Source organism: Microbacterium sp. E-13 (genome assembly GCF_049912955.1).
Lineage (GTDB): Bacteria > Actinomycetota > Actinomycetes > Actinomycetales > Microbacteriaceae > Microbacterium.
The window spans coordinates 3,007,446-3,032,263 of the sequence record NZ_CP183973.1 but is presented as its reverse complement, the minus strand read 5'-3'; the positions used below and the strand labels follow the sequence as shown (position 1 = coordinate 3,032,263).

The 24,818-nt window shown below is 71.0% G+C and carries 27 protein-coding genes; 14 read left to right on the top strand and 13 right to left on the bottom strand.

The features are described from left to right. Positions 1-90: 90 nt before the first annotated feature. Positions 91-1,497, top strand: coding sequence for an amidase (locus tag ACN9MP_RS14020; protein WP_426321126.1), 1,407 nt, complete (start codon positions 91-93; stop codon positions 1,495-1,497). Here ACN9MP_RS14020 and ACN9MP_RS14015 read toward each other — a convergent pair. Beyond that, positions 1,494-1,694 carry a hypothetical protein gene (locus ACN9MP_RS14015; RefSeq protein WP_426321124.1) on the bottom strand — a complete coding sequence of 67 codons (201 nt, stop codon included), beginning with the start codon at positions 1,692-1,694 and terminating at the stop codon, positions 1,494-1,496. The two genes, ACN9MP_RS14020 and ACN9MP_RS14015, sit on opposite strands and share 4 nt — an antisense overlap. 151 nt (positions 1,695-1,845) lie before the next feature. On the opposite strand from ACN9MP_RS14015, the gene ACN9MP_RS14010 reads away from it, so the two are divergent. Further along, a complete protein-coding gene (locus ACN9MP_RS14010; protein WP_426321122.1) occupies positions 1,846-2,589 on the top strand; it encodes a sulfurtransferase in 744 nt (247 codons plus the stop codon). Continuing rightward, on the top strand, positions 2,586-2,993 hold the full coding sequence (locus tag ACN9MP_RS14005; RefSeq protein ID WP_426321120.1) for a DUF3054 domain-containing protein: 408 nt from the start codon (positions 2,586-2,588) through the stop codon (positions 2,991-2,993). The genes ACN9MP_RS14010 and ACN9MP_RS14005 overlap by 4 nt, the downstream gene beginning before the upstream one ends. Positions 2,994-3,141: 148 nt before the next feature. On the opposite strand, the gene ACN9MP_RS14000 is transcribed toward ACN9MP_RS14005, so the two are convergent. The 4 genes from ACN9MP_RS14000 to ACN9MP_RS13985 are packed head-to-tail and all read right to left on the bottom strand — an operon-like array spanning position 3,142 to position 6,292. Further along, positions 3,142-4,056, bottom strand: a complete 915-nt coding sequence (locus ACN9MP_RS14000) for an ABC transporter substrate-binding protein (protein WP_426321118.1) — start codon at positions 4,054-4,056, stop codon at positions 3,142-3,144. Between the two features lie 27 nt (positions 4,057-4,083). Continuing rightward, the gene (locus ACN9MP_RS13995) at positions 4,084-4,803 is read right to left on the bottom strand and encodes an ABC transporter permease (RefSeq protein ID WP_426321116.1); all 720 of its coding nucleotides are present in this window, start codon (positions 4,801-4,803) and stop codon (positions 4,084-4,086) included. Beyond that, positions 4,800-5,471, bottom strand: coding sequence for an ABC transporter permease (locus ACN9MP_RS13990; protein ID WP_426321114.1), 672 nt, complete (start codon positions 5,469-5,471; stop codon positions 4,800-4,802). The genes ACN9MP_RS13995 and ACN9MP_RS13990 overlap by 4 nt, the downstream gene beginning before the upstream one ends. Beyond that, positions 5,468-6,292: an ABC transporter ATP-binding protein gene (locus tag ACN9MP_RS13985; RefSeq protein WP_426321112.1), complete on the bottom strand. Its 825-nt coding sequence runs from the start codon at positions 6,290-6,292 to the stop codon at positions 5,468-5,470. The genes ACN9MP_RS13990 and ACN9MP_RS13985 overlap by 4 nt, the downstream gene beginning before the upstream one ends. Before the next feature lie 147 nt (positions 6,293-6,439). Here ACN9MP_RS13985 and ACN9MP_RS13980 point away from each other — a divergent pair, with 147 nt between their 5' ends. After that, the gene (locus ACN9MP_RS13980; RefSeq protein ID WP_426321110.1) at positions 6,440-7,858 is read left to right on the top strand and encodes a dihydrolipoyl dehydrogenase family protein; all 1,419 of its coding nucleotides are present in this window, start codon (positions 6,440-6,442) and stop codon (positions 7,856-7,858) included. Positions 7,859-7,873: 15 nt separating this feature from the next. Here the strand turns inward: ACN9MP_RS13980 and ACN9MP_RS13975 are convergent, their stop codons facing one another. Then, on the bottom strand, positions 7,874-8,482 hold the full coding sequence (locus ACN9MP_RS13975) for a flavodoxin family protein (protein WP_426321109.1): 609 nt from the start codon (positions 8,480-8,482) through the stop codon (positions 7,874-7,876). Between the two features lie 129 nt (positions 8,483-8,611). Between ACN9MP_RS13975 and ACN9MP_RS13970 the strand changes: the two genes are divergently transcribed. The 5 genes from ACN9MP_RS13970 (at position 8,612) to gnd (ending at position 13,532) form a co-directional block, all read left to right on the top strand. After that, positions 8,612-9,106 (top strand): DUF427 domain-containing protein, encoded by a 495-nt coding sequence (locus ACN9MP_RS13970; protein WP_426321107.1) that lies wholly within the window; start codon positions 8,612-8,614, stop codon positions 9,104-9,106. Positions 9,107-9,199: 93 nt separating this feature from the next. Continuing rightward, positions 9,200-9,760 carry a PadR family transcriptional regulator gene (locus ACN9MP_RS13965; RefSeq protein ID WP_426321105.1) on the top strand — a complete coding sequence of 187 codons (561 nt, stop codon included), beginning with the start codon at positions 9,200-9,202 and terminating at the stop codon, positions 9,758-9,760. 107 nt (positions 9,761-9,867) lie between these two features. Then, positions 9,868-11,568, top strand: coding sequence for an ABC1 kinase family protein (locus ACN9MP_RS13960; RefSeq protein WP_426321103.1), 1,701 nt, complete (start codon positions 9,868-9,870; stop codon positions 11,566-11,568). An 81-nt stretch (positions 11,569-11,649) separates the two neighbouring features. Then, positions 11,650-12,297, top strand: coding sequence for a DUF1345 domain-containing protein (locus tag ACN9MP_RS13955; RefSeq protein ID WP_426321101.1), 648 nt, complete (start codon positions 11,650-11,652; stop codon positions 12,295-12,297). A gap of 143 nt (positions 12,298-12,440) precedes the next feature. Beyond that, entirely contained in the window at positions 12,441-13,532 is a 1,092-nt protein-coding gene (gnd, locus tag ACN9MP_RS13950; protein ID WP_426321099.1) for a phosphogluconate dehydrogenase (NAD(+)-dependent, decarboxylating), read from the top strand. Between the two features lie 66 nt (positions 13,533-13,598). On the opposite strand, the gene ACN9MP_RS13945 is transcribed toward gnd, so the two are convergent. Then, positions 13,599-14,054, bottom strand: a complete 456-nt coding sequence (locus ACN9MP_RS13945) for an SRPBCC family protein (RefSeq protein WP_426321097.1) — start codon at positions 14,052-14,054, stop codon at positions 13,599-13,601. 276 nt (positions 14,055-14,330) lie between these two features. Between ACN9MP_RS13945 and ACN9MP_RS13940 the strand changes: the two genes are divergently transcribed. Beyond that, positions 14,331-15,053, top strand: a complete 723-nt coding sequence (locus ACN9MP_RS13940) for a hypothetical protein (protein WP_426321095.1) — start codon at positions 14,331-14,333, stop codon at positions 15,051-15,053. A gap of 61 nt (positions 15,054-15,114) precedes the next feature. On the opposite strand, the gene msrA is transcribed toward ACN9MP_RS13940, so the two are convergent. Next, entirely contained in the window at positions 15,115-15,669 is a 555-nt protein-coding gene (gene msrA, locus ACN9MP_RS13935) for a peptide-methionine (S)-S-oxide reductase MsrA (RefSeq protein ID WP_426321093.1), read from the bottom strand. Beyond that, positions 15,666-16,130: a peptide-methionine (R)-S-oxide reductase MsrB gene (gene msrB, locus ACN9MP_RS13930; RefSeq protein WP_426321091.1), complete on the bottom strand. Its 465-nt coding sequence runs from the start codon at positions 16,128-16,130 to the stop codon at positions 15,666-15,668. Before msrB ends, msrA begins: the two co-directional genes overlap by 4 nt. Positions 16,131-16,576: 446 nt before the next feature. On the opposite strand from msrB, the gene ACN9MP_RS13925 reads away from it, so the two are divergent. Further along, entirely contained in the window at positions 16,577-17,107 is a 531-nt protein-coding gene (locus ACN9MP_RS13925) for a metallophosphoesterase family protein (protein WP_426321089.1), read from the top strand. Here the strand turns inward: ACN9MP_RS13925 and ACN9MP_RS13920 are convergent. Then, positions 17,067-17,645 (bottom strand): hypothetical protein, encoded by a 579-nt coding sequence (locus ACN9MP_RS13920; RefSeq protein ID WP_426321087.1) that lies wholly within the window; start codon positions 17,643-17,645, stop codon positions 17,067-17,069. The two genes, ACN9MP_RS13925 and ACN9MP_RS13920, sit on opposite strands and share 41 nt — an antisense overlap. After that, on the bottom strand, positions 17,642-18,484 hold the full coding sequence (locus ACN9MP_RS13915; RefSeq protein ID WP_426321085.1) for an endonuclease/exonuclease/phosphatase family protein: 843 nt from the start codon (positions 18,482-18,484) through the stop codon (positions 17,642-17,644). The genes ACN9MP_RS13920 and ACN9MP_RS13915 overlap by 4 nt, the downstream gene beginning before the upstream one ends. A gap of 265 nt (positions 18,485-18,749) precedes the next feature. On the opposite strand from ACN9MP_RS13915, the gene ACN9MP_RS13910 reads away from it, so the two are divergent. The 3 genes from ACN9MP_RS13910 to ACN9MP_RS13900 are packed head-to-tail and all read left to right on the top strand — an operon-like array spanning position 18,750 to position 22,637. Continuing rightward, positions 18,750-19,715, top strand: coding sequence for a TIGR03885 family FMN-dependent LLM class oxidoreductase (locus tag ACN9MP_RS13910; RefSeq protein WP_426321083.1), 966 nt, complete (start codon positions 18,750-18,752; stop codon positions 19,713-19,715). Beyond that, positions 19,712-21,373, top strand: coding sequence for an alpha-amylase family protein (locus tag ACN9MP_RS13905; protein ID WP_426321081.1), 1,662 nt, complete (start codon positions 19,712-19,714; stop codon positions 21,371-21,373). Before ACN9MP_RS13910 ends, ACN9MP_RS13905 begins: the two co-directional genes overlap by 4 nt. A gap of 43 nt (positions 21,374-21,416) precedes the next feature. Then, complete coding sequence (locus ACN9MP_RS13900) at positions 21,417-22,637, top strand: MFS transporter (RefSeq protein WP_426321079.1); 1,221 nt, start codon at positions 21,417-21,419, stop codon at positions 22,635-22,637. Between the two features lie 31 nt (positions 22,638-22,668). On the opposite strand, the gene ACN9MP_RS13895 is transcribed toward ACN9MP_RS13900, so the two are convergent. Continuing rightward, on the bottom strand, positions 22,669-23,682 hold the full coding sequence (locus tag ACN9MP_RS13895) for a hypothetical protein (RefSeq protein WP_426321077.1): 1,014 nt from the start codon (positions 23,680-23,682) through the stop codon (positions 22,669-22,671). A 65-nt stretch (positions 23,683-23,747) separates the two neighbouring features. Continuing rightward, positions 23,748-24,548: a glycosyltransferase family A protein gene (locus ACN9MP_RS13890; RefSeq protein ID WP_426321075.1), complete on the bottom strand. Its 801-nt coding sequence runs from the start codon at positions 24,546-24,548 to the stop codon at positions 23,748-23,750. Between the last annotated feature and the right edge of the window lie 270 nt (positions 24,549-24,818).

Sequence of the window (24,818 nt, the reverse complement as noted above, 5' to 3'; positions counted from 1 at the left end):
GCTCCCGCGCCTGGGGATTGCCCTCGGCCCCGCGGAGTGCTACTGCTTTCCGACGCGCGGTGCGGCGCTGCGTGGTGGGATGGGTATGCCATGAGCTCGCCCATCACCGCCTCTGCGTCCGTCGTCGACATCGCCGCCGCCGTGCGCGGGGGCCGCGCCGCCGCCCGGGAGGTCGTCGAGATCTATCTCGAGCGCATCGCTCGGCTCAACCCGGGACTCAACGCCCTCACTGTCGTGTTCGCGGACGCGGCCCGGGCGTCCGCCGTGGAGGTCGATGCCGTGGTGGCCGCCGGGGGCGACCCGGGGCCCCTCGCCGGCGTGCCGATCTCGGTCAAGGAGAACATCGACCTCACCTGGTCTGCGACCACCAACGGGTGGCGGGGGCTCGCCGCGGCCGTGCCGGAGCACGACGCCACGATCGTGCGCCGACTGCGAAACGCGGGTGCCGTGCCGGTCGCCCGCGGCAACATGCCCGATTTCGGCATGCGATGGGACACCGACAACGACCTGTTCGGCCGCACGGTCAACCCGTGGCGGCGCGATCGCAGTGCCGGCGGCTCGAGCGGCGGTGATGCCGTCGCGGTGGCGACGGCGATGAGCGCGCTCGGGCTCGGCAACGATTTCGGCGGCTCCCTGCGGCTTCCGGCCTATGCGGCGGGTGTCGTCGGCCTGCGTCCGTCGCAGGGACTCGTGCCTCGCGCGGCCGTCCAGGGCCAGCCCGTCGCACTCACGCTCCAGCAGTTCTCGGTGAACGGTCCGCTGGCCCGACGCGTCGACGATGTCGCTCTCGCCCTCCGGGTGATGCAGGGGCGGGATGCCGGCGACCCGATGTCGCTGGACGCGCCGCGCGTGCGAGCCGACGAGCTGCCGCGACGGGTGGGCGTGGTGCGCCGGCCCGCCGGTGCCGCGGTGGACTCCGAGGTCATCTCGGGGATCGACCGGGCCGCGGCATCCCTCGCCCTCGGGGGCTGGGAGGTCGTCGACATCGAGGTTCCGCTGCTCGAGGAGGCGGCCGCGCTGTGGCGAAGGCTCTCGTGCACCGACATGCTGATCTCGCTGGACCCGGCTTCCCTCGGCGCGCCGCTGGGGCGGTCGGCGACGGCGTTCCTGCGCGACAGCACCGCGGCGGCGCAGCCCTACGAGTCGGCGCGCGAGTATGCCCAGGCCTGGGCGCGGCGAGCCGTCATCGCCGCCGCGTGGCGGAGGCTCCAGGTGGAGGTGCCGCTGATCCTCGGCCCGGTGTCGCTCGCGCGCATGCGCGAGCCCGACTACGACCTCGGGGGAAAGGCCGCGGCCGACACCGCGTGGCGTGACCTCTGGCTGACCGTCGCCGCCAACTTCCTCGGGCTCCCCGCCCTCGCGCTGCCGACGGGGCCGGGAGCCGACCGCATGCCGACCGGCGTTCAGGTCATCGGCCCGATGTTCGGCGAGGACGCCGTGCTCGCGGCCGGGCGCGACATCGAGGCGCGGGTTCCGGGCATTCCGAGTCTCAGCTAGGGCATCGGCGTCTCGGGGACCTGCGGGAACGGGGGCTCCTCGGGGTGCGGCGCGAGCGGCTCCTCGGGCCAGGGCGCGTTCGGCTCGCTCGGCTGCCCCGGAGAAGGGGCGTCGGGCGCCGGCGTGGCCGGTCCCGGCGGGACCTCTCCGGGCGGGGTCTGGCCCGGCAGCGGTTCGGGGAAGGTCGGATCGGTCATGGCGACTCCAGACGTCGGCGACGGCGCGGTGCGCCGGGGGCATGCGACCAGCCTCGTCCGACAGGCGCTGCGGGAGGAGGGCCTTGACGGCGGCGGGGGTGCAGGGTACCGCCGGGGCGGGTAGGCGCCCGGCCGTCCGTAGGCTTGGGGGGTGGCATCCGTTCTCAACGTCTCGGGATATCTGTTCACGCGCATCGATGACCCGACCGATCTTCGCCCGGTGCTGCGCGAACGCGCCGTCGCCGCGGGCTTGAGGGGCACGATCCTGCTGGCCGAGGAGGGCATCAACCTCTTCCTCGCGGGCGAGGCGGATGCCGTGCGGGGCTTCGTCGCCGAGCTGCGCGCGGACCCCCGGTTCGCGGCGCTCACGACGAAGGAGAGCTGGTCGGCGACGCAGCCGTTCGGCAAGATGCTCGTCAAGGTCAAGCGCGAGATCATCCGCATGGACCACCCGACGATTCGCCCGGAGGCCGGGCGCGCCCCGGCGGTGGCACCCGCGACGCTGCGGCGATGGCTCGATTCCGGGCGCGATGAAAGGGGCCGCCCCGTCGTGCTGCTCGACACGCGCAACGCGTTCGAGGTCGACTACGGCTCGTTCGACGGCGCGGTGGACTGGCGGATCGAGCGTTTCACCCAGTTCCCGGATGCCGCGGCCGCCGCTGTCGGAGACCTCGAGGGCAAGACCGTCGTGAGCTACTGCACCGGCGGCATCCGCTGCGAGAAGGCGGCGATCTACCTGCGCGAGGCGGGCGTCGACGCCTACCAACTGGAGGGCGGGATCCTCGGCTACTTCGAGCAGGTCGGGGGCGACCATTGGAGCGGGGAGTGCTTCGTCTTCGACGAGCGCGAGGCGCTGACTCCCGGGCTCGCGCCACGGCAGGGAGTGGTGGCGTGACCGCTCCGGACCTCGCTCCGGGGGTGAACGGGCGCCGCTCGGGTCGCGCAGCCGCGGTCGGCGCGCTGGCGCTCGACATCGTGCTCGTCGCGGCGTTCGCAGCGATCGGGCGTGCGAGTCACGACTCCGAGGTCTGGACCGGGCTGTGGCAGACAGCGTGGCCGTTCCTCGCGGGGCTGGCGATCGGCTGGCTCGCAACGCGCGCGTGGCGCGCGCCCGCCGCGCCCGTGCGGACCGGCCTGGGTGTGTGGGCCCTGACCGTGGCGGGCGGGATGCTGCTCCGCGGGCTGTCGGGTCAGGGGATCGCGCTGCCCTTCATCCTCGTCGCGTCCGTCACGCTGCTCGTGGCTTTGGTGGGCTGGCGTCTCGTGGCCGCGCTCGTACACCGAAGGCGGCGTCGCTGAAGCAGGGCTCGAGTCAGGGTCGTCTCCGCACCGTGATGCGGGATACGGGTCGCGGAGTTGGCCCGTGTGGTCGTATTCGCACCGTGATGCGGCAGCAGGGGCCGACCCGGTGGCGGGGCGCAGCCACCGCCACCGGGGATCAGGTCGATCAGCTCAGGCCGTTGTCGGCCAGCCAGTCCTTCGCGATGTCCTTGGAGGAGCGCTCGTCCACGGTCGACTCGACGTTCAGGGCCACGAGGCCCTCAGGAGTGAGTGCGGCGCTGACGGCGTTGATGACGTCGGCGATCTCGTCGGCGATGTCGGCATTGACGACGGGGACGACGTTCGAGGCGAGGAAGAGTCCCTTCGGGTCGGTCAGCGTGACGAGGTCATCGGTCTTGATGCGCGGATCGGCGCTGTAGACGTTGGCGACCTGGATGTTGCCGGCGACCAGTTCGTCGACGGTCGTGTCGGCTGTGGCCTGGAACGATACGTCGACGTCGTAGACCTCCTTCAAGCCGGTGGGGCCATACGGACGCTCCTCGAGCTCAGGCGCACCGCCCAGAACCAGGCCCTCGATGCCGGCGAGGTCGGCGATGGAGGTGAGCCCGTTCTTCTCCGCGAAGTCGGCGGTGACGTTGTAGGAGTCCTGGTCGGTCGCCGACGACTGGTCGAGCACGGTGAGCCCGTCGGGCAGGGCATCCTGCAGTTCGGCATACACGTCGTCGGGCGTGGTGGCGGTGGTGTCGGGCTCGAAGAACTGGAGCAGATTGCCGGTGTACTCCGGGAACAGGTCGATCGAGCCGTCCTCCAGCGACGGGATGTAGGCATCCCGCTGCCCGATGTTGAAGTCGCGCTTCACGGTGAAACCATTGGCTTCCAGAGCCTGGGCGTAGATCTCGGCGATGATCTCGTTCGAGTAGTACGCCTGAGAGCCGATGACGATCGTCGACGAGTCGCCGGTCTTGCCGCCCTCGGTGCTGTCGCCGGTGAGCGGGTTGCTCGAGGCGCAGCCGGCGAGCGCCATCGCGGCGATGGCGGTTCCTGCCACCGCGGCGGCGAGGCGGGTGCGTGGTGTGAACATGGGGATTCCTCCGGTGTGGTGGTCGGTTCAGCGGGAGAACTGCGGCGCGCGGGCGAGCGCGGGGGCCGGGGATCGGACACGAGACCCGTCCGTACGCGGGACTGCGAAGCGGGCGAGGAGGGCGAAGACGCCGTCGAGCACGAGGGCGAGCACGACGATGATGATGGATGCGCCGAGGATCTCGGGGAAGTCGCGCAAGCCGATGCCCTGCAGGATGTAGAACCCCAGGCCGCCCACGCCGATGTAGGCGCCGATCGTCACGGTGGCGACGACCTGGAGCGTGGCGGAGCGGAGCCCGCCGATCAGGAGCGAGAGTCCGAGTGGCATCTCGATCCGGAACAGGATCTGCCACTCGGTCATTCCCATCGCGCGGCCTGCGTCGATGACCGTGCGGTCGATCGCTTCGACGCCCGCATAGGCGCCGGCGAGGATCGAGGGGATGGCGAGCACGACGAACGCGACGACCGCCGCCTCGGTCTTGAACGTCACCCCGAAGAGCAGGTACAGAAGCACGACCAGACCCAGTGCGGGCAGTGCCCGTGCGGCACCTGAGAGGAACACCGCGACCTCTCGCCCGCGTCCGGTGTGGCCGATGAGCCACCCGATCGGGATGGCGATCACCGCCGCGATCGCGACCGACCCGAACGTGTAGGCGAGGTGCTGGGCGATCGCTGTCGGCAGCGGCAGGGACCCCGTCAGTCGTTCGGGCGAGAAGATCCACGCGAACGCCTCGGCGAGCAGGTTCATGCGGTCACCGCCCGGAGCCGGACGCGGCGGGGCGCAGCCGTGCGCCGCGTCCAGGGCATGAGAACGCGGCCGGCGAGCATGAGGAGCACGTCGATGATGACGGCGATCAGCACGACCGCCGCGACGCCCGCGAAGACCTCGGCGATGATGCGTCGCTGCGAGCCGTTCGTGAACAGGTAGCCGAGGTTGTCGACGCCGATGAGCGCCCCGACCGTCGCGAGGGAGATCGTCGACATCGCGGTGACGCGCAGGCCCGCGAGGACGACCGGGCCGGACAGCGGGAAGTCGACGGTCCAGAATCGCCGCCACGCACCGAAGCCGACCGCCACAGCCGCCCCGCGGGTCGCCGGATCGACCGACGCCAGCCCGTCCGTCACGGAGCGCGTCATGATCGCGACTGCGTAGATCGTGAGCGCGATGATGAGGGTCAGCTCCGACAAGTACGGCACTCCGAATAGCGTCAGGAGCGCGAACAGTGCGAACGACGGGATCGTGTACAGCAGCCCGACCACCGTGAGCACCGGGCCGCGGAGTCTCGTGTACCGGAACGCCAGCCACCCCAGCGGGACGGAGAGCACGAACCCGGCGACGATCGCGATCGCGCTCTGACGCAGGTGGTCGACGGTCAGCGCGCCGATCAGGTCGAGATTGTCGAGCACCCAGTTCACGGTTCGCTCTCCACGAGCACGCCCTGTGTGCGACCGGCGGAGTCGACGAGCACCGTGCCTTGCGCCGTCTGCTTGCGGCGCAGGGCACGAGCGCCGCGCTGGACGCCGATGAAGTCCGCCACGAAGTCGCTGGCCGGGTTCTCGATGATCTCGCTCGGGCTGCCGATCTGGGCGATCCGCGCGCCCTTCTCGAGGATGACGACCTGGTCGCCGAGGAGGAACGCCTCATCGATGTCGTGCGTGACGAACACGATGGTCTTGTCGAGCTCTTTCTGCAGTCGCAGCGTCTCGGTCTGCAGCTCGCGGCGGACGATCGGATCGACGGCGCCGAACGGCTCGTCCATGAGCAGGATGTTGGGATCGACGGCGAGGGCGCGCGCGACGCCGACGCGCTGCTGCTGGCCGCCCGACAGCTGGCTGGGGTAGCGCTGGGCCAGCCCTCGCTCCAGCCCCACGACGTCCATGAGCTCGAGCGCTCGTTCGCGGGCCCTCGCTCTCGGCACTCCGTTCAGCACGGGCACGGTCGCGATGTTGTCGACGACCGAGAAGTGGGGGAGGAGCCCGGCGTTCTGCAGCACGTAGCCGATGCCTCGACGCAGCGTGACCGGGTCGCGCTCCGAGATCGGCTCGTCGTCGATCAGGACGACGCCGCTGGTCGGGTCGACCAGGCGGTTGATCATTCGCAGCAGTGTGGTCTTGCCGCTTCCGGACGACCCGACCAGCACCGTGGTCTTGTGCGCGGGCATGAGCACGCTGAAGTCCTCGACGGCGGAGGTGCCGTCGGGATACCGCTTCGAGACGCCGCGGAATTCGATCGCCATGGTGCCCTTTCGGCCGGGAGTCCCACATAACCACAGCCCACCGACATGGCGGCAGGTGCAGGACCGACTCCGCAATCTGCGATATCGTGCCCCCTCGATCACCTTCCGGCCGCGACGACGTCGTCGCCCGGCGCTACGTTGGGGCGCATGACTGCTCGGGAGTACGACCTGATCGTGATCGGCGCCGGCCCCGTCGGCGAGAACGTCGCCGACCGGGCGAAACAGGCCGGACTGTCCGTCGTCGTGGTCGAGAGCGAACTCGTCGGCGGCGAGTGCTCCTACTGGGCGTGCATCCCCTCGAAGGCGCTGCTGCGGCCAGGGGCGGCGCTGCGGGCGGCGAAGCGCGTGAGGGGCGCCGCGCACGCGGTGACCGGCGCCGTCGATGTGGCGGGGGCGCTCCTGCGGCGCGACGAGCTCGTCCATCACTGGGACGACACCTCTCAGGTCGAGTGGCTGCAGGGCGCGGGCATCGACCTGGTGCGCGGCCACGGCCGCCTCACGGGCGAGCGCGAGGTCACGGTCTCCGCCGCCGACGGCACCGAGACGCTCCTTCTCGCCCGTCACGCGGTCGCCGTCTCCACCGGGTCGGCGGCGCTCCTGCCCGACATCCCGGGGCTGCGCGACGTCACGCCGTGGACGAGCCGGGAGGCGACGGGGGTGCACGACGTTCCGGCGTCGCTCGCCGTGCTCGGCGGCGGAACGGTCGGCGCCGAGATGGCGACGCTCTACGCCTCGTTCGGCAGCCAGGTCACTGTGATCGCGCGTTCCGGGCTGCTCCGCGGCCTGGAGCCCTTCGCAGGCGAGGCGGTCACCGAGGCGCTGACGGATGCCGGAGCCGACGTCCGTACCGGCGTGGAGGTCGACGGCGTTCGGCGCGAGGCCGACGGCCAGGTCGTGCTCTCGCTCTCGGACGGCTCCGAAGTGCGCGCCGCCGAGGTGCTCGTGGCCACCGGCCGCGTGCCGCGGACCGAGGACCTGGGCCTGGAGACCGTCGGACTCGACCCGGGCTCGTGGCTCGACGTCGACGACACGCTCCGCGTCCGCGGCGTCGACTGGCTGTACGGGGTCGGAGACGTCAACCATCGCGCCCTGCTCACGCACCAGGGCAAGTACCAGGGCCGGATCGCGGGCGATGTCATCGCCGCACGAGCCCGCGCGGCAGAGGTCGACGAGGCACCGTGGGGCGCCCATGTCGCGACCGCCGATCATGCGGCGGTGCCGCAGGTGATCTTCACCGACCCCGAGGTCGCCTCGGTCGGCCACACGGAGGCCTCCGCGCGGGCCGCGGGGCTCAGCATCCGTGTCATCGACTACGACCTGTACTGGATCGCGGGGGCCAGTGAGATCGCCGACGACTACCAGGGCCGTGCCCGTGCGGTCATCGATGAGGAGCGGCGCGTGATCGTCGGCGCGACCTTCGTCGGCCAGGACGTCGGCGAGCTGCTGCACGCGGCCACGATTGCGATCGTCGGCGGGGTGCCCCTCGAGCGGCTGTGGCACGCGGTGCCGTCGTACCCGACGATCAGCGAGGTCTGGCTCCGCTGGCTCGAGGAGGAGAAGTCGTGAGCACCCGCCCGCCCCTCACTGCGGCGGTGCCGGGAACGGGCGCTCCTTGAGCAGCTTCGCGAGGTGGGCGGCGTTGCGCGCGAGCGTCGCCGTCGTCGTCGCCACCTTCTCGGGCGTCGAAGGTAGGTCCTTGTAGTCGGTCTTCTGCATGGCCTCGCCGTTCCAGTAGACGCCGCCCTGCGAGGGGATGCTGAAGCCGACGTCGCCGAGCGCCTGATACGCGTCGGCGGTGATGGCGTGAGCGCCGTCCTCGTTGCCGACGACGACCGTCACGGCGACCTTGCCCGCGAGGATCGCCCGGCCCTCGTCGTCGGTCTCGGACAGCTCGGCGTCGAGGCGCTCCAGCACGCGCTGGGCGACGCTCGACATGTGGCCCATCCACGTGGGCGTGGCGAAGACGAGGATGTCGCTGGCCAGCACCTTCTCGCGAATGCGGGGCCATTCGTCGCCGTCGCCCATGTCGGCCTCGACCCCCGGTTTCACATCCAGATCGACGACCCGGATCTGCTCGCCGGCGACGTCGTGCTCGGCCAGGGCGTCGAGCACCTGCTGCGCGAGGAGCTCGCTGCTGGATTCGGCGGGGGAGGGCTTGAGGGTGCAGTTGAGTGCGAGTGCGTGGAGCATCAGGGTCCTTTCGCTTCCCCGGCACGTTACGGATCCGCCGGTGCTCCCCGCAGGGGGTTGACAGGTCCGCTCAGGCGCCGGGGAGGGCCAGCGAGTACCCTGTCGCCACCCCGCGTGAGGAGAACGCGTATGAGACCGCAGCCAGACCCCCTCGGCCCCGGGCAGGAGTCCGTCTGGGACTATCCGCGACCGCCGAGGATCGAGCGGGTGGCGCGGCGGGCCGTCATCGAGCTGGGCGGCGAGGTGATCGTCGACACCGATGATGTCGTGCGCGTGCTCGAGACGAGTCATCCGCCCGTCTACTATCTGCCGATCTCCGCCTTCGTGGACGGCGCTCTCGCACCCGGCCGCGGGTCCTCGCACTGCGAGTTCAAGGGCGGGGCGCGGTACTTCGACGTCCGCGGGGGCGGACAGCTGCGATCGCGGGCCGCGTGGAACTACCCGACCCCGGCCGCCGGCTTCGAGCAACTGGCGGACCGGGTGGCCGTGTACGCGCGCGACATGGACCGGTGCACCCTCGACGGCATCGAGGTGCGGCCGCAGCCGGGCCGCTTCTACGGAGGCTGGATCACGCCCGAGGTCGTCGGTCCCTTCAAGGGCGAACCCGGCTCGACGGGGTGGTGAAAGCCACAGCCAACCCCCAGGAAGGATCGTTGCCTGACGATATATCGGTGACTATCGTCGGGGTATCGGCACACACTCGTTGAGGAGGTAGCCATGGACGGCTCATTCCCCGGATTCGGTTCGCGTCCAGGAGGGCAGGGCTCGGGTCTGCCGAGCAGCCTCTGGGATGCGATGGACCAGCTGCGCGACGCCTTCGAGAAGGGCTTCTCGCCTCGGGTCGCCAAAGGCGACGTGAAGGCGGCCGTGCTCGCGATCCTCGCCGAGAAGCCCATGCACGGCTACCAGATCATCCAGGAGATCGAGACACGCAGCGGGGGTGCGTGGAAGCCGAGCCCGGGCTCGGTGTATCCGACGCTGCAGCTCCTCGCCGACGAGGGCCTGGTCGCCGCCGAGGAATCGGGCGGCAAGAAGACGTACTCGCTCACCGAGGCGGGCCGCGCGGAGGCGGCCGCCGCGGAGGGCCAGTCGGCTCCCTGGGAGTCGGCGGGCTCGCGCGACTCCGGCCGCACGACCGCGCTTCCCAAGGCGGGAGCGAAGCTCGCGCAGGCCGCCGCGCAGGTCGGCCGGGGCGGCACGCCCGAGCAGGTGGCGCAGGCCGTCGAGGTGCTGAACGAGGCTCGGCGTAAGCTCTACTCGATCCTGGCTCAGGACTGACGGGCCGGCCTGCCGGCCGACGACGTCGGCGGCGGCCCACGGGTTCGGCGGGGCACGCGATCCCGGGCGACCGGGATCGCGTGCACCCCCGGATCCGAGGAGCGTGGATGGCCGACGTCGAGAACCCGCGCGTCCGCTACCGCCGGATCCTGCGGTTCGCCGGACGCTACATGGTCCAGGCGTGGTGGTTCGAGCTCTTCCTGCCGCGGTTCGGGTTCGGCGCCCTCGCCGCACGGGGTCGCGCGCGGCGACTGCGGAACATCGCACGCCGCTTCCACGTGCTCGCCGTCCAGTACGGCGGGCTCATGATCAAGGTCGGCCAGTTCCTCTCGTCGCGCCTCGACGTGCTGCCGCCCGAGATCACGAAAGAACTGGAAGGCCTGCAGGACGAGGTTCCTCCTGTCGCGTTCCCGGGGATCCGTGCGCTCGCCGAGTCCGAGCTGGGCGTTCCCCTCGGCCGCGCATTCGAATGGGTCGACGAGACCCCCGTGGCCGCGGCATCCCTCGGTCAAGCGCACCGGGCGCGGCTGACACCCGCCGACGCCGCGGAGGCAGGGTTCTCCGAGGTCGTCGTGAAGGTGCAGCGCCCCGGCATCGAGGCGATCGTCGACGTCGACCTCATGGCACTCCGGCGTGTGGCCGGATGGCTGAGCCGCGTGAAGGTGGTCCGCGACCACGTAGACCTGCCCGCCCTCGTCGAGGAGTTCGCGCACACCAGTCGCCAGGAGATCGACTATCTCCACGAGGCGCAGAACGCCGAGCGCTTCGCCGCCGACTTCGCCGGCGACCCGCGCGTCGCGGTGCCCCGGATCGCCTGGGAGCGCACGACCCGCCGGGTTCTGACGCTCGCCGACGTCACTGCGATCAAGATCAACGACGTCGACGCGCTCCGCGCCGCCGGCATCGATCCGGCGCAGGTCGCGGTGCAGTTCGCGAACGTGATGTTCGACCAGCTGTTCGCTCGCGGCTTCTTCCATGCAGACCCGCACCCGGGCAACATCTTCGTGACCCCGGTGAGGCGTCCGGAAGGCGACGCCACGCAGCCGTGGACCCTCACCTTCATCGACTTCGGCATGATGGGCGAGGTGCCCGACCGGCTGCGGCACAACCTGCAGCAGCTCATGATCGCCGTCGCCTCGCGCAACAGCACGAAGATGATCGAGAGCATCCGCGCCGTGGGCGTGCTGCTGCCCTCCGCCGACACCGTCGAGCTCGAGCGGGCGATGACGGCGCTGTTCGCGCGATTCGGCGGCATGGGCTTCGCCGAGCTGCAGACGGTCGACGCGCGGGAGTTCCGGGACTTCGGCAAGGAGTTCGGCGACGTCATACGGTCGCTGCCGTTCCAGCTGCCCGAGAACTTCCTGCTCATCATCCGCGCCGTCTCGCTGACGAGCGGCATGTGCAGCTCGCTCGATCCCGCCTTCAACGTGTGGGATGCCGTCGAGCCGTACGCCGATCGCCTGCTGCGCGACGAGCGCGGCAACGCCGCGAAGGCGTTCGCGCAGGAGGCCGCGTCGGTGGCGGGCGTGATGGCGCGCCTGCCGCGCCGCCTGGACGACCTGGTGACGCGCGTCGAGGACGGACGCCTCGTCGCGGACGTGCCGAAGCTGGACCGCTGGCTGCGGCGCCTGGAGCGCATGGGGCGGCGCGTGGTCGCTGCCGTGCTGTTCACCGGCCTTCTCATCAGCGGCGCGGTGCTTCGGGCGGAGGATCTCACGATCGGCACGGTGCTGATGGTCGCGTCGCTCGTTCCCGTGCTCTACGCGCTGTTCGCGGGCTTCTCGGGCCGCGGCGGTCCCCACGGCTGAGACGCGGCGCCGACGGCTTGCGTGGTCGCTACGGCCCAGCCGCTACGGTGGCACCAGGGACTCGGCCTCGGGGGGTGTTGTGTGGTCTGGTGGGCGATCGTGCGGGGCGCGGACCTGCTGGTGCAACTCGGACTCACGTGGCTGGGCCTCCTCGTCATCCTCCTCGAGGATGACGAGGCCACCATCGATGCCCTCGCCGGCTGGTGCCTGCTGGGCGGCCTCTACTGGCTCGCCTCGGTGATCGCGGTCGGTACGAGCGTGCATCGGTCGCGCCTCGCCGCACCCCGCTGGCTCGGCCGGGTCGACCTTCACCCCGTCGTCGCCGTGATCACCGTGACCGCCACGTTCCTCGCGAGCGCCGTGGGACTCGTGGCAGCCGTCGAGATCCTCGTGCTGAGAAACGATCCGGACTGGGCGGGGTGGGTGGAGCCGGTCGCGGTGTGCGCGATGCTGCTGTCGTGGGCGCTCTACCACTGGGGCTTCGCGCGCATCTACGACCGCAGGTACCGGCTCGCCGTGATCCCGCCGCTCATCTTCCCCGGCACCGAGAACCCGCGGCTCGCCGACTTCGTATACCTGTCGTTCACGAACGCGACGAACTTCTCGGTCTCCGACGTGCAGGTCGTGACGACGCGCATGCGCTGGACCATCGTCTGGCACACCACGACGAGCTTCTTCCTCAACGCGCTCATCATCGTGCTGGCGTTCAGCACCATCATCAACGCCTGACGGAGCGGGGACGGATGCCGCTGCCTTAACCGCTCGCCACGCTCGGCGCAACCCCGGCGCCGCCGGTGGGCGGCGGCTCTCTAGACTTCACACACGCGGGCGCCCGCGCGGCGCACCCACCGCGAACGGATGAAGGAGCGGCGATGCAACTGGGAATGGTGGGCCTCGGCCGGATGGGCGGCAACATCGTCCGGCGCCTGATGCGGAACGGGCACGAGTGCGTCGTGTACGACGTGAGCCCCGACACCGTCGCGGGCCTTGCCGCGGAGGGCGCGGTGGGGGCCGGCAGCCTCGCCGAGCTCGTGTCGAAGCTCGACGCACCGCGGGCGATCTGGCTGATGATCCCCGCCGGGCTCACCGGCAGGGTGGTCGACGAGGTCGCGGCTCTGCTCGAGCCGGGCGACATCATCATCGACGGCGGGAACTCGAATTATCGCGACGACGTGCGGCGGGCGGCCGCGCTGGAGCACACGGGCATCCACTACGTCGACGTGGGCACCAGTGGCGGCGTGTTCGGCCTCGAGCGCGGCTACTGCCTGATGGTCGGCGGTCCCGACGAGGCGTTCCAGCGCATCGAGCCGGTACTGCGGACGATCGCGCCGGGCGGGGGCGAGGTCGGCCGCACGCCGGGGCGCTCAGGCGACCTCGCCCCGGAGGAGCTCGGCTATCTGCACTGCGGGCCGTCGGGCGCCGGTCACTTCGTGAAGATGGTCCACAACGGAATCGAGTACGGCGTGATGGCGGCGCTCGCCGAGGGGCTCAACATCCTCGAGCACGCCGACGCCGGCGTCGTGGAGGCCGAGCACTCCGCCGAGGTCGCGCCGCTCGAGGAGCCGGAGTTCTACCAGTTCACGATCGACACCCCGAAGGTCGCCGAGCTGTGGCGCCGGGGATCCGTCATCTCGTCGTGGCTGCTCGATCTGACCGCGGCGGCCCTGCAGGGCAATCCGACACTCGACGGCCTCGCCGGCCGCGTCTCGGACTCCGGGGAGGGTCGCTGGACGGTGAAGGCAGCCGTCGACACCGGGGTACCGGCGCCCGTGCTGGCGGCGTCGCTGTTCGAACGATTCGCCTCGCGCGACGAGGACCGCTTCGCCAACCAGGTGCTGTCGGCCATGCGGCTGCAGTTCGGGGGGCACCAGGAGCTCCCGGCCGGCGACGTTCTCGAGGCGGGTGGCCGCAAGGCGGAGTCCACCGGCGGAGGCCAGTCGCGGACGGCGGAAGAGGGCTCCTGACCAGAGCGGGCGAAGAGAGGATGCCGCACCCCTCGGGGTGCGGCATCCTCTGGTTCACAGCGCCGGTCAGCGCGGAACGTCGCCGCGCCAGGCCCCGGTCTCGCGGTGCGCCTTCTCGATGAACTCCTTGAAGTTGTCGAGATCCTTCTTCACGGCGTGCTTGCCTGCGCCGACGAGCGAGCCGAGCTTCTCGAGCGCGTCGGTGGGCTCCCAGTCCAGCTGCACCGTCACGCGCGAGGACGTGTCGGTGAGCTTGTGGAACGTGACGACGCCGGCGTGAGCGGTCTCGCCGCCGATGCTCCGCCACGCAACGCGCTCGTCGGGGTGCTGCTCGGTGATCTCGGCGTCGAACTCGCGCTCGACCGGCCCGATCTTCACCACCCAGTGATTGTGCGTGTCGTCGATCTGCGTGATGGACACCACCTCGTCCATGAACTGCGGGAACGTCTCGAACTGCGTCCATTGGTTGTACGCCGTGCTGACGGGGACGTCGACGTCGATGGTCTCGATGATCTGACTCATGCTTCCAGCGTGCGTCGCACGGCCTGAGTGCACCCATCCCTTGACGCGGGGCGAATCGGCGACTATTGGGCCGCGATGAGCGCGGAACAGGGCCCAAGGTGGGCGGAAGCGCAAATTCTAGCGGTGTTGTTCTCGAAGACCTAAACGCCACGCCACCACGGAGGCCCCGCCATTGCGGACAGATGGAGAAACGCCGTCTGATCTGGTACTGGTTGTTGTCGACGTCCCCCCGACCGGATGGATCCGGCGTCACCGACACACCCGATGGGAGAGCGCATGCGCGTACACAGAGCGAGGATCGCTGCGATCGGCGCAGCGATCGGGCTGGCCATGGCGGTGGCGCTGGCAGCGCCCGCAACCGCCGCGAAACCGGGCGGAGAGCAGGCCGCGCTCGCGGCCACCTACACCTGCGCCACCTTCGAGGGGCTGGTGCTCACGCAGCCGACCGTGAGCTACAACGGCGTCTCGCTGAAGGCGGGCGAGAAGATCACCGCGCGCATGTCACCGGCGGCGACCGGGGATGAGATTATTCTCACCGTCGCGGAGGGCTTCGCGATCAAGGTTCTCACCGCACCGGCTACGCAGGGCTTCGTCTACACGGCGCCGGCCGCCCAGACGGTCAACCTCAGCTGGTCGCTGGAGGCGGCGGGCACGCGCCCCTCGTCGATCACCTGGACCTTCGACTGCTCGAGCGCGTCCGGTGGCACGGGAACGACCGCCCCCGTCGCCGACGCCGACCGTGACGGCGTCGCGGACTCCTCCGACGCCTGCGCCTCGACGGTGCTTCCCGACGCGATCACCAAGAAGGTCGCCGGGCGGTACTACGCCAACGCCTCGAAGCAGTTCGTGGACGGCACCGGCCGTTCCGCCGGCCTCACGGTGGCGGACGCGGGAGGCTGCTCGGCCTTGCAGATCGCCAAGAAGATCGGACTCTCCACGAGGGACTCCAAGTCCGGCATCACGCTGACGCAGCTGCAGAACTGGGCTGCCACGCACTGACGACCGCAGAACGCACGGATGCCGCGACCCGACCGGGTCGCGGCATCCGTCGTTCTGCGTCCTACGCGGTGGCGTCGGCGCGCTTGGGCAGCACCCACCCCGCGCGGGGGAAGTGGCACGTGTAGCCGTTGGGGATGCGGATCAGGTAGTCCTGGTGCTCCGGCTCGGCCTCCCAGAACGGACCGGCCGGCTCGATCGTGGTGACCGCCTTGCCGGGCCACAGGCCCGAGGCGTCCACGTCGGCGATCGTCTCGCGCGCGGTCTGCTCCTGCTCGGGAGACAGCGGGAAGATCGCCGAGCGGTAGCTCGAGCCGATGTCGTTGCCCTGTCGGTTCAGGGTCGACGGGTCGTGGATCTGGAAGAAGAACGCGAGGATGTCGCGGTACGTGGTCTTCGTGGGGTCGAAGACGATCTCCACCGCCTCGGCGTGGCCGGGGTGCTTCCGATAGGTCGCGTGCGCGTTCTCACCGCCGGTGTAGCCGACGCGCGTGTCGAGCACTCCGGGCTGGCGGCGGATGAGGTCCTCCACGCCCCAGAAGCAGCCGCCGGCGAGGACCGCCGTCTCGGTTCCCGGGGTGCGGGTGATCTCGCCGGTGTCGAAGGGACCGCTGGTCATGATGCGTGCTCCTGGTTCTCGTCGAAAAGGTGTCGGTAGGCGCCGTAGCCCTCGTCCTCGAGTGAGGAGGCGGGCACGAAGCGCAGTGCGGCCGAATTCATGCAGTATCTCAGGCCACCGGCCTCCCGGGGGCCGTCTCGGAACACATGACCCAGGTGACTCTCGGCTCCCGACGACCGCACCTCGGTGCGCGGCATCAGCAGCTTCCAATCGGTCTTGGTCGTGACGGCGTCGGGCTCGATCGGCCGGGTGAAGCTCGGCCAGCCTGTTCCGCTGTCGTACTTGTCGGTCGACGAGAAGAGCGGCTGGCCCGAGACGACATCGACGTAGATGCCGGGCCGGTGGTTGTTCCAGTACTCGTTGCGGAAGGCGGGCTCGGTGCCCTCCTCCTGCGTCACGCGGTACTGGGTGTCGGTGAGGCGGCTCAGCGCCTCGGGGGTCTTGCGGTACTCGTTGCTCACGATTCCTCCCGATTGCGACGCCGCTGGCTGCGGCGTCATAGGGAGAGAACGGATGCCGTGCCCGTTTTGGTCCCCCGAACCTGGGAACGCGCTTCGAGTTCTTGCCGGCCGGCGATGCGGCCGCCGCCGCGCACGCGCGGAGATCTGCGCAAGAGCGGAGGGATTCGCGCGGGGGGTCCGATTGTGGGGAGATCTCCGCTCCTGTGGTTTCGGGGGAGCCCGGGGCGACCCGCCGCCTCGCACGCGCGGAGATCTGCGCAAGAGCGGAGGGATTCGCGCGGGGGGTCCGATTGTGGGGAGATCTCCGCTCCTGTGGTTTCGGGGGAGCCCGGGGCGACCCGCCGCCGCACGCGCGGAGATCTGCGCAAGAGCGGAGGGATTCGCGCGGTGGGTCCGATTCTCGGGAGATCTCCGCTCCTGTGGCGGCGGGCGGCGAGAATCGGGGGATGGCGACGCGGCTGCTCCTCATCTCCGACACCCACATCCCGGGGCGCGCCCGGCGGCTTCCCGCTGCGGTGCTGCGGGCGGCCGACGCGGCGGACCTCGTGATCCACGCGGGCGACTGGGTCGCAGCATCCGTTCTCGGCGAACTGGAGCAGCACGCCGACGTGCTCGGTGTGTGGGGCAACAACGACGGCGCCGACCTGCGCGCGCGGCTGCCGGAGGTCGCGCACCGCACGATCGAGGGCGTGCAGTTCGCGGTGATCCACGAGACCGGCGATGCCAGGCGGCGGGAGGCGTGGACGGATGCCTCGTTCCCTGGGGTCGACGTGCTGGTCTTCGGGCACAGTCACATCCCGTGGGACACGGTGACGCCGGGCGGCGTGAGGCTGCTGAACCCCGGCTCGCCCACGGACCGGCGGCGTCAGCCCGTGCACACGATGATGACGGCGACGGCGGATGACGGCGCCGTGACCGACGTGCGGCTCGTCGAGGTCACGCCGGATCGCTCATCAGCCGCACGCGGGAGACGATGAATCCCGCCGCGAGCGCGCCCAGGCCGCCGGCGGCCATGTCGCCGATCGTGTCCTGGTAGGTCACGAAGATGTCGGGCGCGACGAAGGTACGGCCGATCCACTCGAGCATCTCCCACACCGCGCTGAGCGCCAGGCCGAGAGCCGTCACCAGCACGACCGGCGCGGCCCGGCGCGTGCCCTCGGCGAACGGCGCCGGCGTGAGCGCCAGGCGTGCGAGCACGACGTAGGCCATGGCGGCGAGCAGCCCCGTGCACGCGAAGTGCACGACGAGGTCCCAGAGCGCGAGGGACTCGTAGAGGTCGAGCACGTTGCTCCACGCGGCCACGAGCACGGTGAGGCAGAACGCGATGTCGAACCCTGGACGAACACCCGCGAAGCGCGGCACCACGAGCGCGAGAAGCGAGAGCGACACGATGCCGGCGTCGCCCGGCGAGAACCAGAGGAACGCGGCGACCACACCGAGCAGACCGAGAAGCCGGACGGCTTCGGCCGTCCAGGCGGCCGCGCCGCGCGGGCGAGTGAGGAACCGCGCGATCATCTGCGCCGCGCTTCCTCGGGAACCCTGAGCACCGCCTGTACCGGCAGGTGGTCCGAGGGCCAGACGCCGGCGAAGCGCCGGGCGTTGATGGCGGCGCGATCGACGATGACGCCCGGGGTGACGAGGATCCAGTCGATGCGGGCGCGGTCGCGTCTCGGGGCGCGGTAGTTCACGAAGGTTCCGACGGATGCGGTGACCCGCTCTTCTGCGGCGGTCCAGGCATCCCGCAGGCCATCGTCGAGCATCTCGCGGAGGGTGCGCGATCCGGCTCCGGCGTTGAGGTCGCCGGTGAGCACCGCCGGCCCGTCGCCCACGATCGCCTTGAGCGCTCCCGCCGAGCGCACGCGCGAGCGCGGGGAGAAGGGGTCGAGGTGGGTGTTGACGGCGGTGAACACGAGGCCGGTCGTGCGGTCGCGAAAGCGGGCGGTCACCGCGATGCGGGGGATGGGGTTGCCCCACGTGCGGGACCCGGCTTCGTGCGGATACTCCGACAGCGCCGTCTGCTCCCAGTCCAGCAGCTCGAGGCGGTCGCCGTCGTAGAAGAGCGGGCAGCCCTCGCCGGTTGCGCGCGGCCCGTGCCCCCGGCCGACGAATCGGTACCGCGGCCCCAGAGCAGCCACGACGGCGTCGGCCTGGTCGGGCAGAACCTCCTGCATGCCCGCGATCGTCGGCTGCTCCTCGCGCAGCAATGCCCGCACCGCCGGGGCGCGATGGCGCCAGCCGTCGGCCTTCCGCCAGGTGAGCCCGTTCATCCGTCGGCGGATGTTGAGCGTCATGACGTGGACGGCCGGTGGTGCGACCCGGCCGATCAGGGGCGCGCCGGCGTTCCCGTCGGCCATGGACCCTCCTCGCGTCTGCTCCGATCACCGTATGCGGCTGCGCTGACCGCGAACAGAGGCTTGCGCCGCGCGCCGCGCCCGGCGAAGCGCTATCCGGCCGACGCGCTGCGGGTCGGACGAATACACGAACTGCGTCGTCAGGTCGTTGCTCGACGCGAAGAGGATGCCGCGACTCGTGCGGCCCTTCGACTCTCGCCTCGTACCCAACGGCGGGGCGGATCTCAAGGGCCTCCCGATCTGCCGGCCCTCTCGGAAGAATCGCGGGATGACGTTCATAGGCTTTCACGCGTCCCATGAGCAGATCCCTCCGAGCGAGCTGCTGATCGCCGTGCAGCGGGCGGAGGCGGCGGGCTTCGACGGCGCGATGTGCTCCGACCATCTGGCGCCCTGGAACCCGCGGCAGGGGGAGTCGGGCTTCGCGCTGAGCTGGCTGGGCGCCGCGCTGGCGCGGACGGACTTCTCCATCGGGATGGTCAACGCACCGGGTCAGCGGTACCATCCCGTCGTCGTGGCGCAGGCGTTCGCCACCCTGGAGGAGATGTTCCCGGGCCGCTTCTGGGCTGCGCTCGGCAGCGGTGAGGCGATGAACGAGCACGTCACCGCAGACCCGTGGCCGCCCAAGCACGTGCGCAACGAGCGCCTCGCCGAGAGCGTCGATGTGATCCGCCGCCTGCTCGCGGGGGAGGAGGTCTCGCACGACGGACGTGTGCGCGTGCACCGCGCCCGCGTCTGGAGCAGGCCGGTGCAGCCGCCGCCGCTGCTGGCCACCGCGGTGAGCGCCGAGACCGCCGGCTGGGCTGCCTCATGGGCGGAGGGCCTGGCCACCGTGGCGCAGGCGCCGGAGACGCTCGAGCGCGTGGTCGACGCCTATCGCTCCGGCGGAGGCGCGGGTCCGTGCGTGCTGCAGGTGCACGTCAGCTTCGCGGAGACGGATGCCGCGGCCTACGCGATCGCGGAGGACCAGTGGCGCAACGGCCTGGTGCCGCCTCCGCTGGCGTGGGACCTCGAGCAGCCCGAGGACTTCGATGCCGCGGTGGGCGAGGTCGACGAGGCGAAGCTCCGGCAGGCGGTGCTCGTCGACGAGGATCCGGTCGCGCTCGCCGAGCGGATCGCGGATCTCGCGCGCATCGGCTTCGACCGCGTCTACGTCCATCACGTCGGCCGCGAGCAGGGCGATTTCCTGGATGCCGCGGCATCCGTCATCCTTCCCCGCCTCAAGGAGGCACGATGAAGATCACCGACACGAGCGACCTGTGGTGGAAGACCGCCATCATCTACTGCCTCGACGTCGAGACGTACATGGACGCCGACGGCGACGGCACCGGGGACATGCAGGGTCTCGCCCAGCGCATCGACTATCTCGCCCAGCTGGGCGTGACCTGCCTGTGGCTCATGCCGTTCTACCCCACACCCGATCGCGATGACGGGTACGACATCACCGACTTCTACGGCGTCGACCCGCGGCTCGGCAATCACGGGGAGTTCGTCGAGGTGGTCCGGACCGCTCGCGACCGTGGCATGCGGGTGATCGTGGACCTCGTCGTGAACCACACCTCCGACCGGCATCCGTGGTTCCTGAAGGCGAAGCGGAGCGTGAACTCGCCCTACCGCGACTATTACGTGTGGCGCGACGACCCACCGCCCAAGGGACAGAAGAACACCGTCTTCCCCGGCGAGGCGAAGGGCATCTGGACCAAGGACGAGGCGTCGGGGCAGTGGTACCAGCACAGCTTCTACGAGCACCAGCCCGACCTGAACATCGCCAATCCCGCGGTGCGCGACGAGCTCGCGCGGGTGATCGGGTTCTGGCTCGAGCTCGGCGTCTCGGGGTTCCGTGTGGACGCGGTCCCTTTCTTCCTCGAGATGCCACCGGGAGCCGACATCCCCGACCCGCATGAGCTGCTGCGCGACTTCCGGCGGTTCTTGCAGCGCCGCTCGAGCGAGGCCATCCTGCTCGGCGAAGTCAACCTGCCCTACGACCAGCAGGTGCAGTACTTCGGGGGCGCGGAGGTGAACGAGCTGTCGATGCAGTTCGACTTCATCGGCATGCAGGCCTTCTACCTCTCGCTGGCCCGCAGAGACCCCGCGCCGCTCGTCGAGGCGTTGATGTCGCGTCCGCCACTGCCCGACGATGTGCAGTGGGCCAACTTCCTCCGCAACCACGACGAGCTGACGCTCGACAAGCTGTCCGACGAGGAGCGGGAGGAGGTCTTCGACGCCTTCGCACCGGACGAGCGCCAGCGCGTCTACGGACGCGGCATCACGCGTCGGCTGCCTCCGATGCTCGGCGATCCGCGGCGCATCCGCATGGCGTACAGCCTGATGTTCACCCTTCCCGGCACGCCGGTGTTGTTCTACGGCGAGGAGATCGGCATGGGCGAGAACACCGAGGTGCAGGGCCGCAGCGCGGTGCGCACCCCGATGCAGTGGACGGGTGACCGCAACGGGGGCTTCTCGCAGGCCGCGCCCTCGCGGCTCGTCGCCCGGCCCCCGGGCGACGGCTATGCGCCCGAGCACGTCAACGTCGCCGACCAGATCGAGGACCGCGGGTCGCTGCTGCACTTCTTCCGCGATCTCGCGTCGCGCTACCGCATCTCGCCCGAGCTCGGCTGGGGCGCATTCGAGGCGTTCGAACAGCCGGTGGCGCACATCCTCGCGCATTCGATCCGCGCCGATGTCGGCCGGATGGTCGCGATCCACAACTTCGACGAAGTGCCCGCCACGACTCGCTTCGCACTCCCCGACGAGCCGGAAGGGACCCGTCTGGTCGACCTGCTGGGTTCGGACCACGTCGATCTCGACGAGAAGGGCCGGGTCGAGATCGAGGTGCCCGGCTACGGATACCGCTGGCTGCGCGTCGCGCGGCCGGGGGACGGCCGCGTGTCCTGAGACGGCCGGAGCCGGGGGAAGCGCCGGGGTAGCGTGGAGGCCGATGTCGGCATCCGGATTCACAGGGCACCTGCCCGGTGAGCGCGCGTACCGCCGGCTGATCGCGGGGCTCTTCTTCGCCGGCGTCGCCACCTTCGCCCAGCTCTACTCTCCGCAGGCCGTGCTGCCGCTCATCGCGGCCGAGTTCGACGTGCCACCGGCCACCGCGGCGTTGACGGTGTCGGCGACGACGCTGGGCCTCGCCGCAACGGTGATCCCCTGGTCGGCTGCGGCAGACCGCGTCGGACGCGTACCCGCGATGACGGTCGGCATCATCGCCGCCACGGTGTTCGGGCTCGTGGCGCCGTTCAGCCCCGACATCGGCATCCTCCTCGCGCTCCGGCTGCTCGAGGGGGTGGGTCTCGGAGCGGTTCCGGCGATCGCGCTCGCCTACCTCAGTGAGGAGGTGGATGCCTCGCACACGGCCGCCGCCGCGGGCAGCTACATCGCCGGCACGACGATCGGCGGCCTGGCCGGGCGGATCATCGCCGGCCCGGTCGGCGACTTCGCCGGCTGGGAGGTGGGCGTGCTGGCGGTGGCGATCGTGTGCGGGACGTCGGCCGTCGCCTTCCTGCTGCTGGTGCCGAAGGCCCGCGGCTTCGTCGCCCTGCGCCACCGGCCCGACCGGGGACCGTCGCTGCGGCACCGCCTCGCCGTCAACCTGCGCTCGCGGCGGCAGCTCGCCCTCTACGCCCAGGGCTTCCTCCTCATGGGCGGCTTCGTCGCCCTCTACAACTACCTCGGGTTCGCGCTCGCCGAGCCTCCGTACTCGATGCCGCACTGGGCCGTGAGCCTGCTGTTCCTCGCCTACCTCGCCGGCACGGTCGCCTCACCGGTGGCCGGATCGCTCGCCTCGCGGTTCGGGCGCTTCCCGGTCCTGCTGCTGTCGAGCCTCGTGATGGCGGCGGGGGCGGGCTTGACGCTCGTCCCGGCGGTCGTCGTGATCCTGGCGGGGCTGCTCGTCTTCACCGCCGGGTTCTTCGCCGCGCACGCGGTCGCGTCGGGGTGGGCACCGGTGGCGGCCGCCCGCGACGCGCGAGCCCAGGCGTCGTCGCTGTACTACCTGGGCTACTACGGCGGCTCGAGCCTCTTCGGGTGGGCGCTCGGCCTGGTGTTCGCCTCGGTCGGCTGGGACGGCGTCGCCCTCGCCGTGCTCGCGCTGATCGCCGCCGCCCTGCTGCTCGCGGTGCTGTGGCTGCGGCCGGCGCGCGCCTCGCAGCGCTGAGGCTGACGGATGCTGCGGGCCGCGGCATCCGTCATTCCGGGGCGGTCGTCTCCGTCGGGGTGGCGGGTGACGCGGGCTGGGGAACGACCGGTTCGCCGGGTGCGCTCGCCCGGCGGCGACGCGCGGCACGGATCGACCAGCGGACGACGAGACCCACGACCGCCACGACGACGGCCGCGATGATCGGCCGCAGCGCGATCTCAGGGGTGAACAGCGCCATCTGGAACACGGCGATCGCGTAATCCATCATCGCCAGGGGATCGCGCGCGAGCACGCGCGAGCCGGCGGCACTGGAGACGGCGGTCATCGCCGCCGGCGCGACCCACAGCAGCCCGAGGCTGATCAGCGCGGCGATGACGCGACCGACCGTGTTGAGGCCCGTCCAGGCGATCGCGATGCCCACCAGCACCGGAGCGGCCCAGGGAAGGAGCCCCGCGATGGTCGAGGCGACGTCCGAGCCGGCGACCAGCAGCGGCTGGAAGAACCCGCCGAGCCACGCACCGGCGGCGATGGCGCCGACGGTGAGTCCCAGCAGTGCACCCGCCCGCGGCGCGCGGGCGATGAGCAGAAGGGTCACGAGGCCGATCAGGACCGACACGACGCAGACGGCAAGGAGACCGCCGAGGTAGAGCGTCGATGCGGTGCGCTCCTGCAGGTTGTCGCGAAGCACCAGCGCAGGCTGGACGACGGCGACGGCCTGCGCGGCGAGCAGACCGAGCATCACGAGGAGGAATCCGCCCCGGGGCAGCCGGTCGTCGACCGCGCGAGCGGCGATCCCCGCTGCCGCCGACCCCACCACGATCAGCCCGAAGAGGAGCGTGAGCGAGTACTGCGAGAAGGGCAGGAGTGCCAGCGGCATGGCGTCCGGCGCGGTCTCGGTCGCCCAGAGGTTCTGAAGGGGAAGACGCATCCCGGTGACCACCCACGGGAGCAGCCCGGTGATCGCCCCGCCGATCCCGATGAGCACGCACGCCCACCACGGAACGCGGCGCGGCCGGCGGTCGGTCTGCGGGGCGGCGTCGGGGACGGGCGCGGTGGCTGTCATCTGAGGTCGGCTCCGTCCTGCCGCCAAGGTGCGACGGCTGGGCGGCCTTCGCGGTGCGCGCCAGCCTAACGGGAGGTCGTGACGCCGCGGAAGCACCCGCGGGGCGTGTTCGTGCGCGCGATGCGGCGTGCCGCGCGCAGCAGCCGCCGGTTCCAGCGCACCGGCGGGAAGTCGTGGGGGAAGTGGATCAGCACCGTCCGTGCGCCGCGGGAGACCCGGCGGGCGAACGAGCCGCCGTTCGCGAACGGCCGCATGGAGATCCCCATGTCGGCGCGCGGGAGGTATCGTATGCGCCGGCGCTCGCCGAGATGGAACGACAGGTCCATGTCGTCGTGCAGTCGGGGGTCGTCTCGATGGACGGACGAGCGGATGCTCCGCCACGCGTCGCCGCGCATGCCGAGGTTCGAGCCGAACAGCGGCAGGTGACCCAGGGTCACCGTCATCACGGCCGCGTAGGCGCCGAGATAGAGGGCGGCAAGGGGCGCGCGCAGTGCGCGCGGCCCGTCGACGAAGTGCGCGCCTCCCGTGAAGGCCGCGACATCGGGCCGGGCCGCGAACGCGTCGGCCATGGCGCTGACCCAGCCGTCGCCGGGCACGCAGTCGGCGTCGAGCCGCAGCACGATGTCGCCCGTCGCCGCGTCGTACCCGGCGGCGCTCGCGGCCGGGATGCCGGGCGCCTCGCACCGCACCACGCGCGCGCCGAGTGCTCGCGCGACGCCGGCTGAGGCATCCGCCGATCCGTTGTCGACGACGATGACCTCGTCCGGCGCGCGCGTCTGCGCCGCCAGCGCCCGCAGGCACCGGACGAGCTCGGTGTCGTCGTCCTTGACGGGGATGACGACGGATATGCGCGGGGCATCGGTCACGCCTCGATCTCAGCGCGACCGGGGCCTCGGAAGAAGGGTCTTGACTCGGTGCGGGTGCTCAGGCGCAAGAGAGCGAGACTCCTCACGGACTGCCAGGACGATTAGCAGTCGCGCCTCGGTGTGTCAATGGGAAGCGATGCACGGATGCCTCGACCTAGGCTTGCAGAGCAATGAAACGCAGTTCAGCGCGAAGCGGTCGAGCTTCGGTGTTCGGGTCACTGTACAGACTCCCGTGAACGCGCAGATGGTCCCGGTGGGAGGGCTACCCAC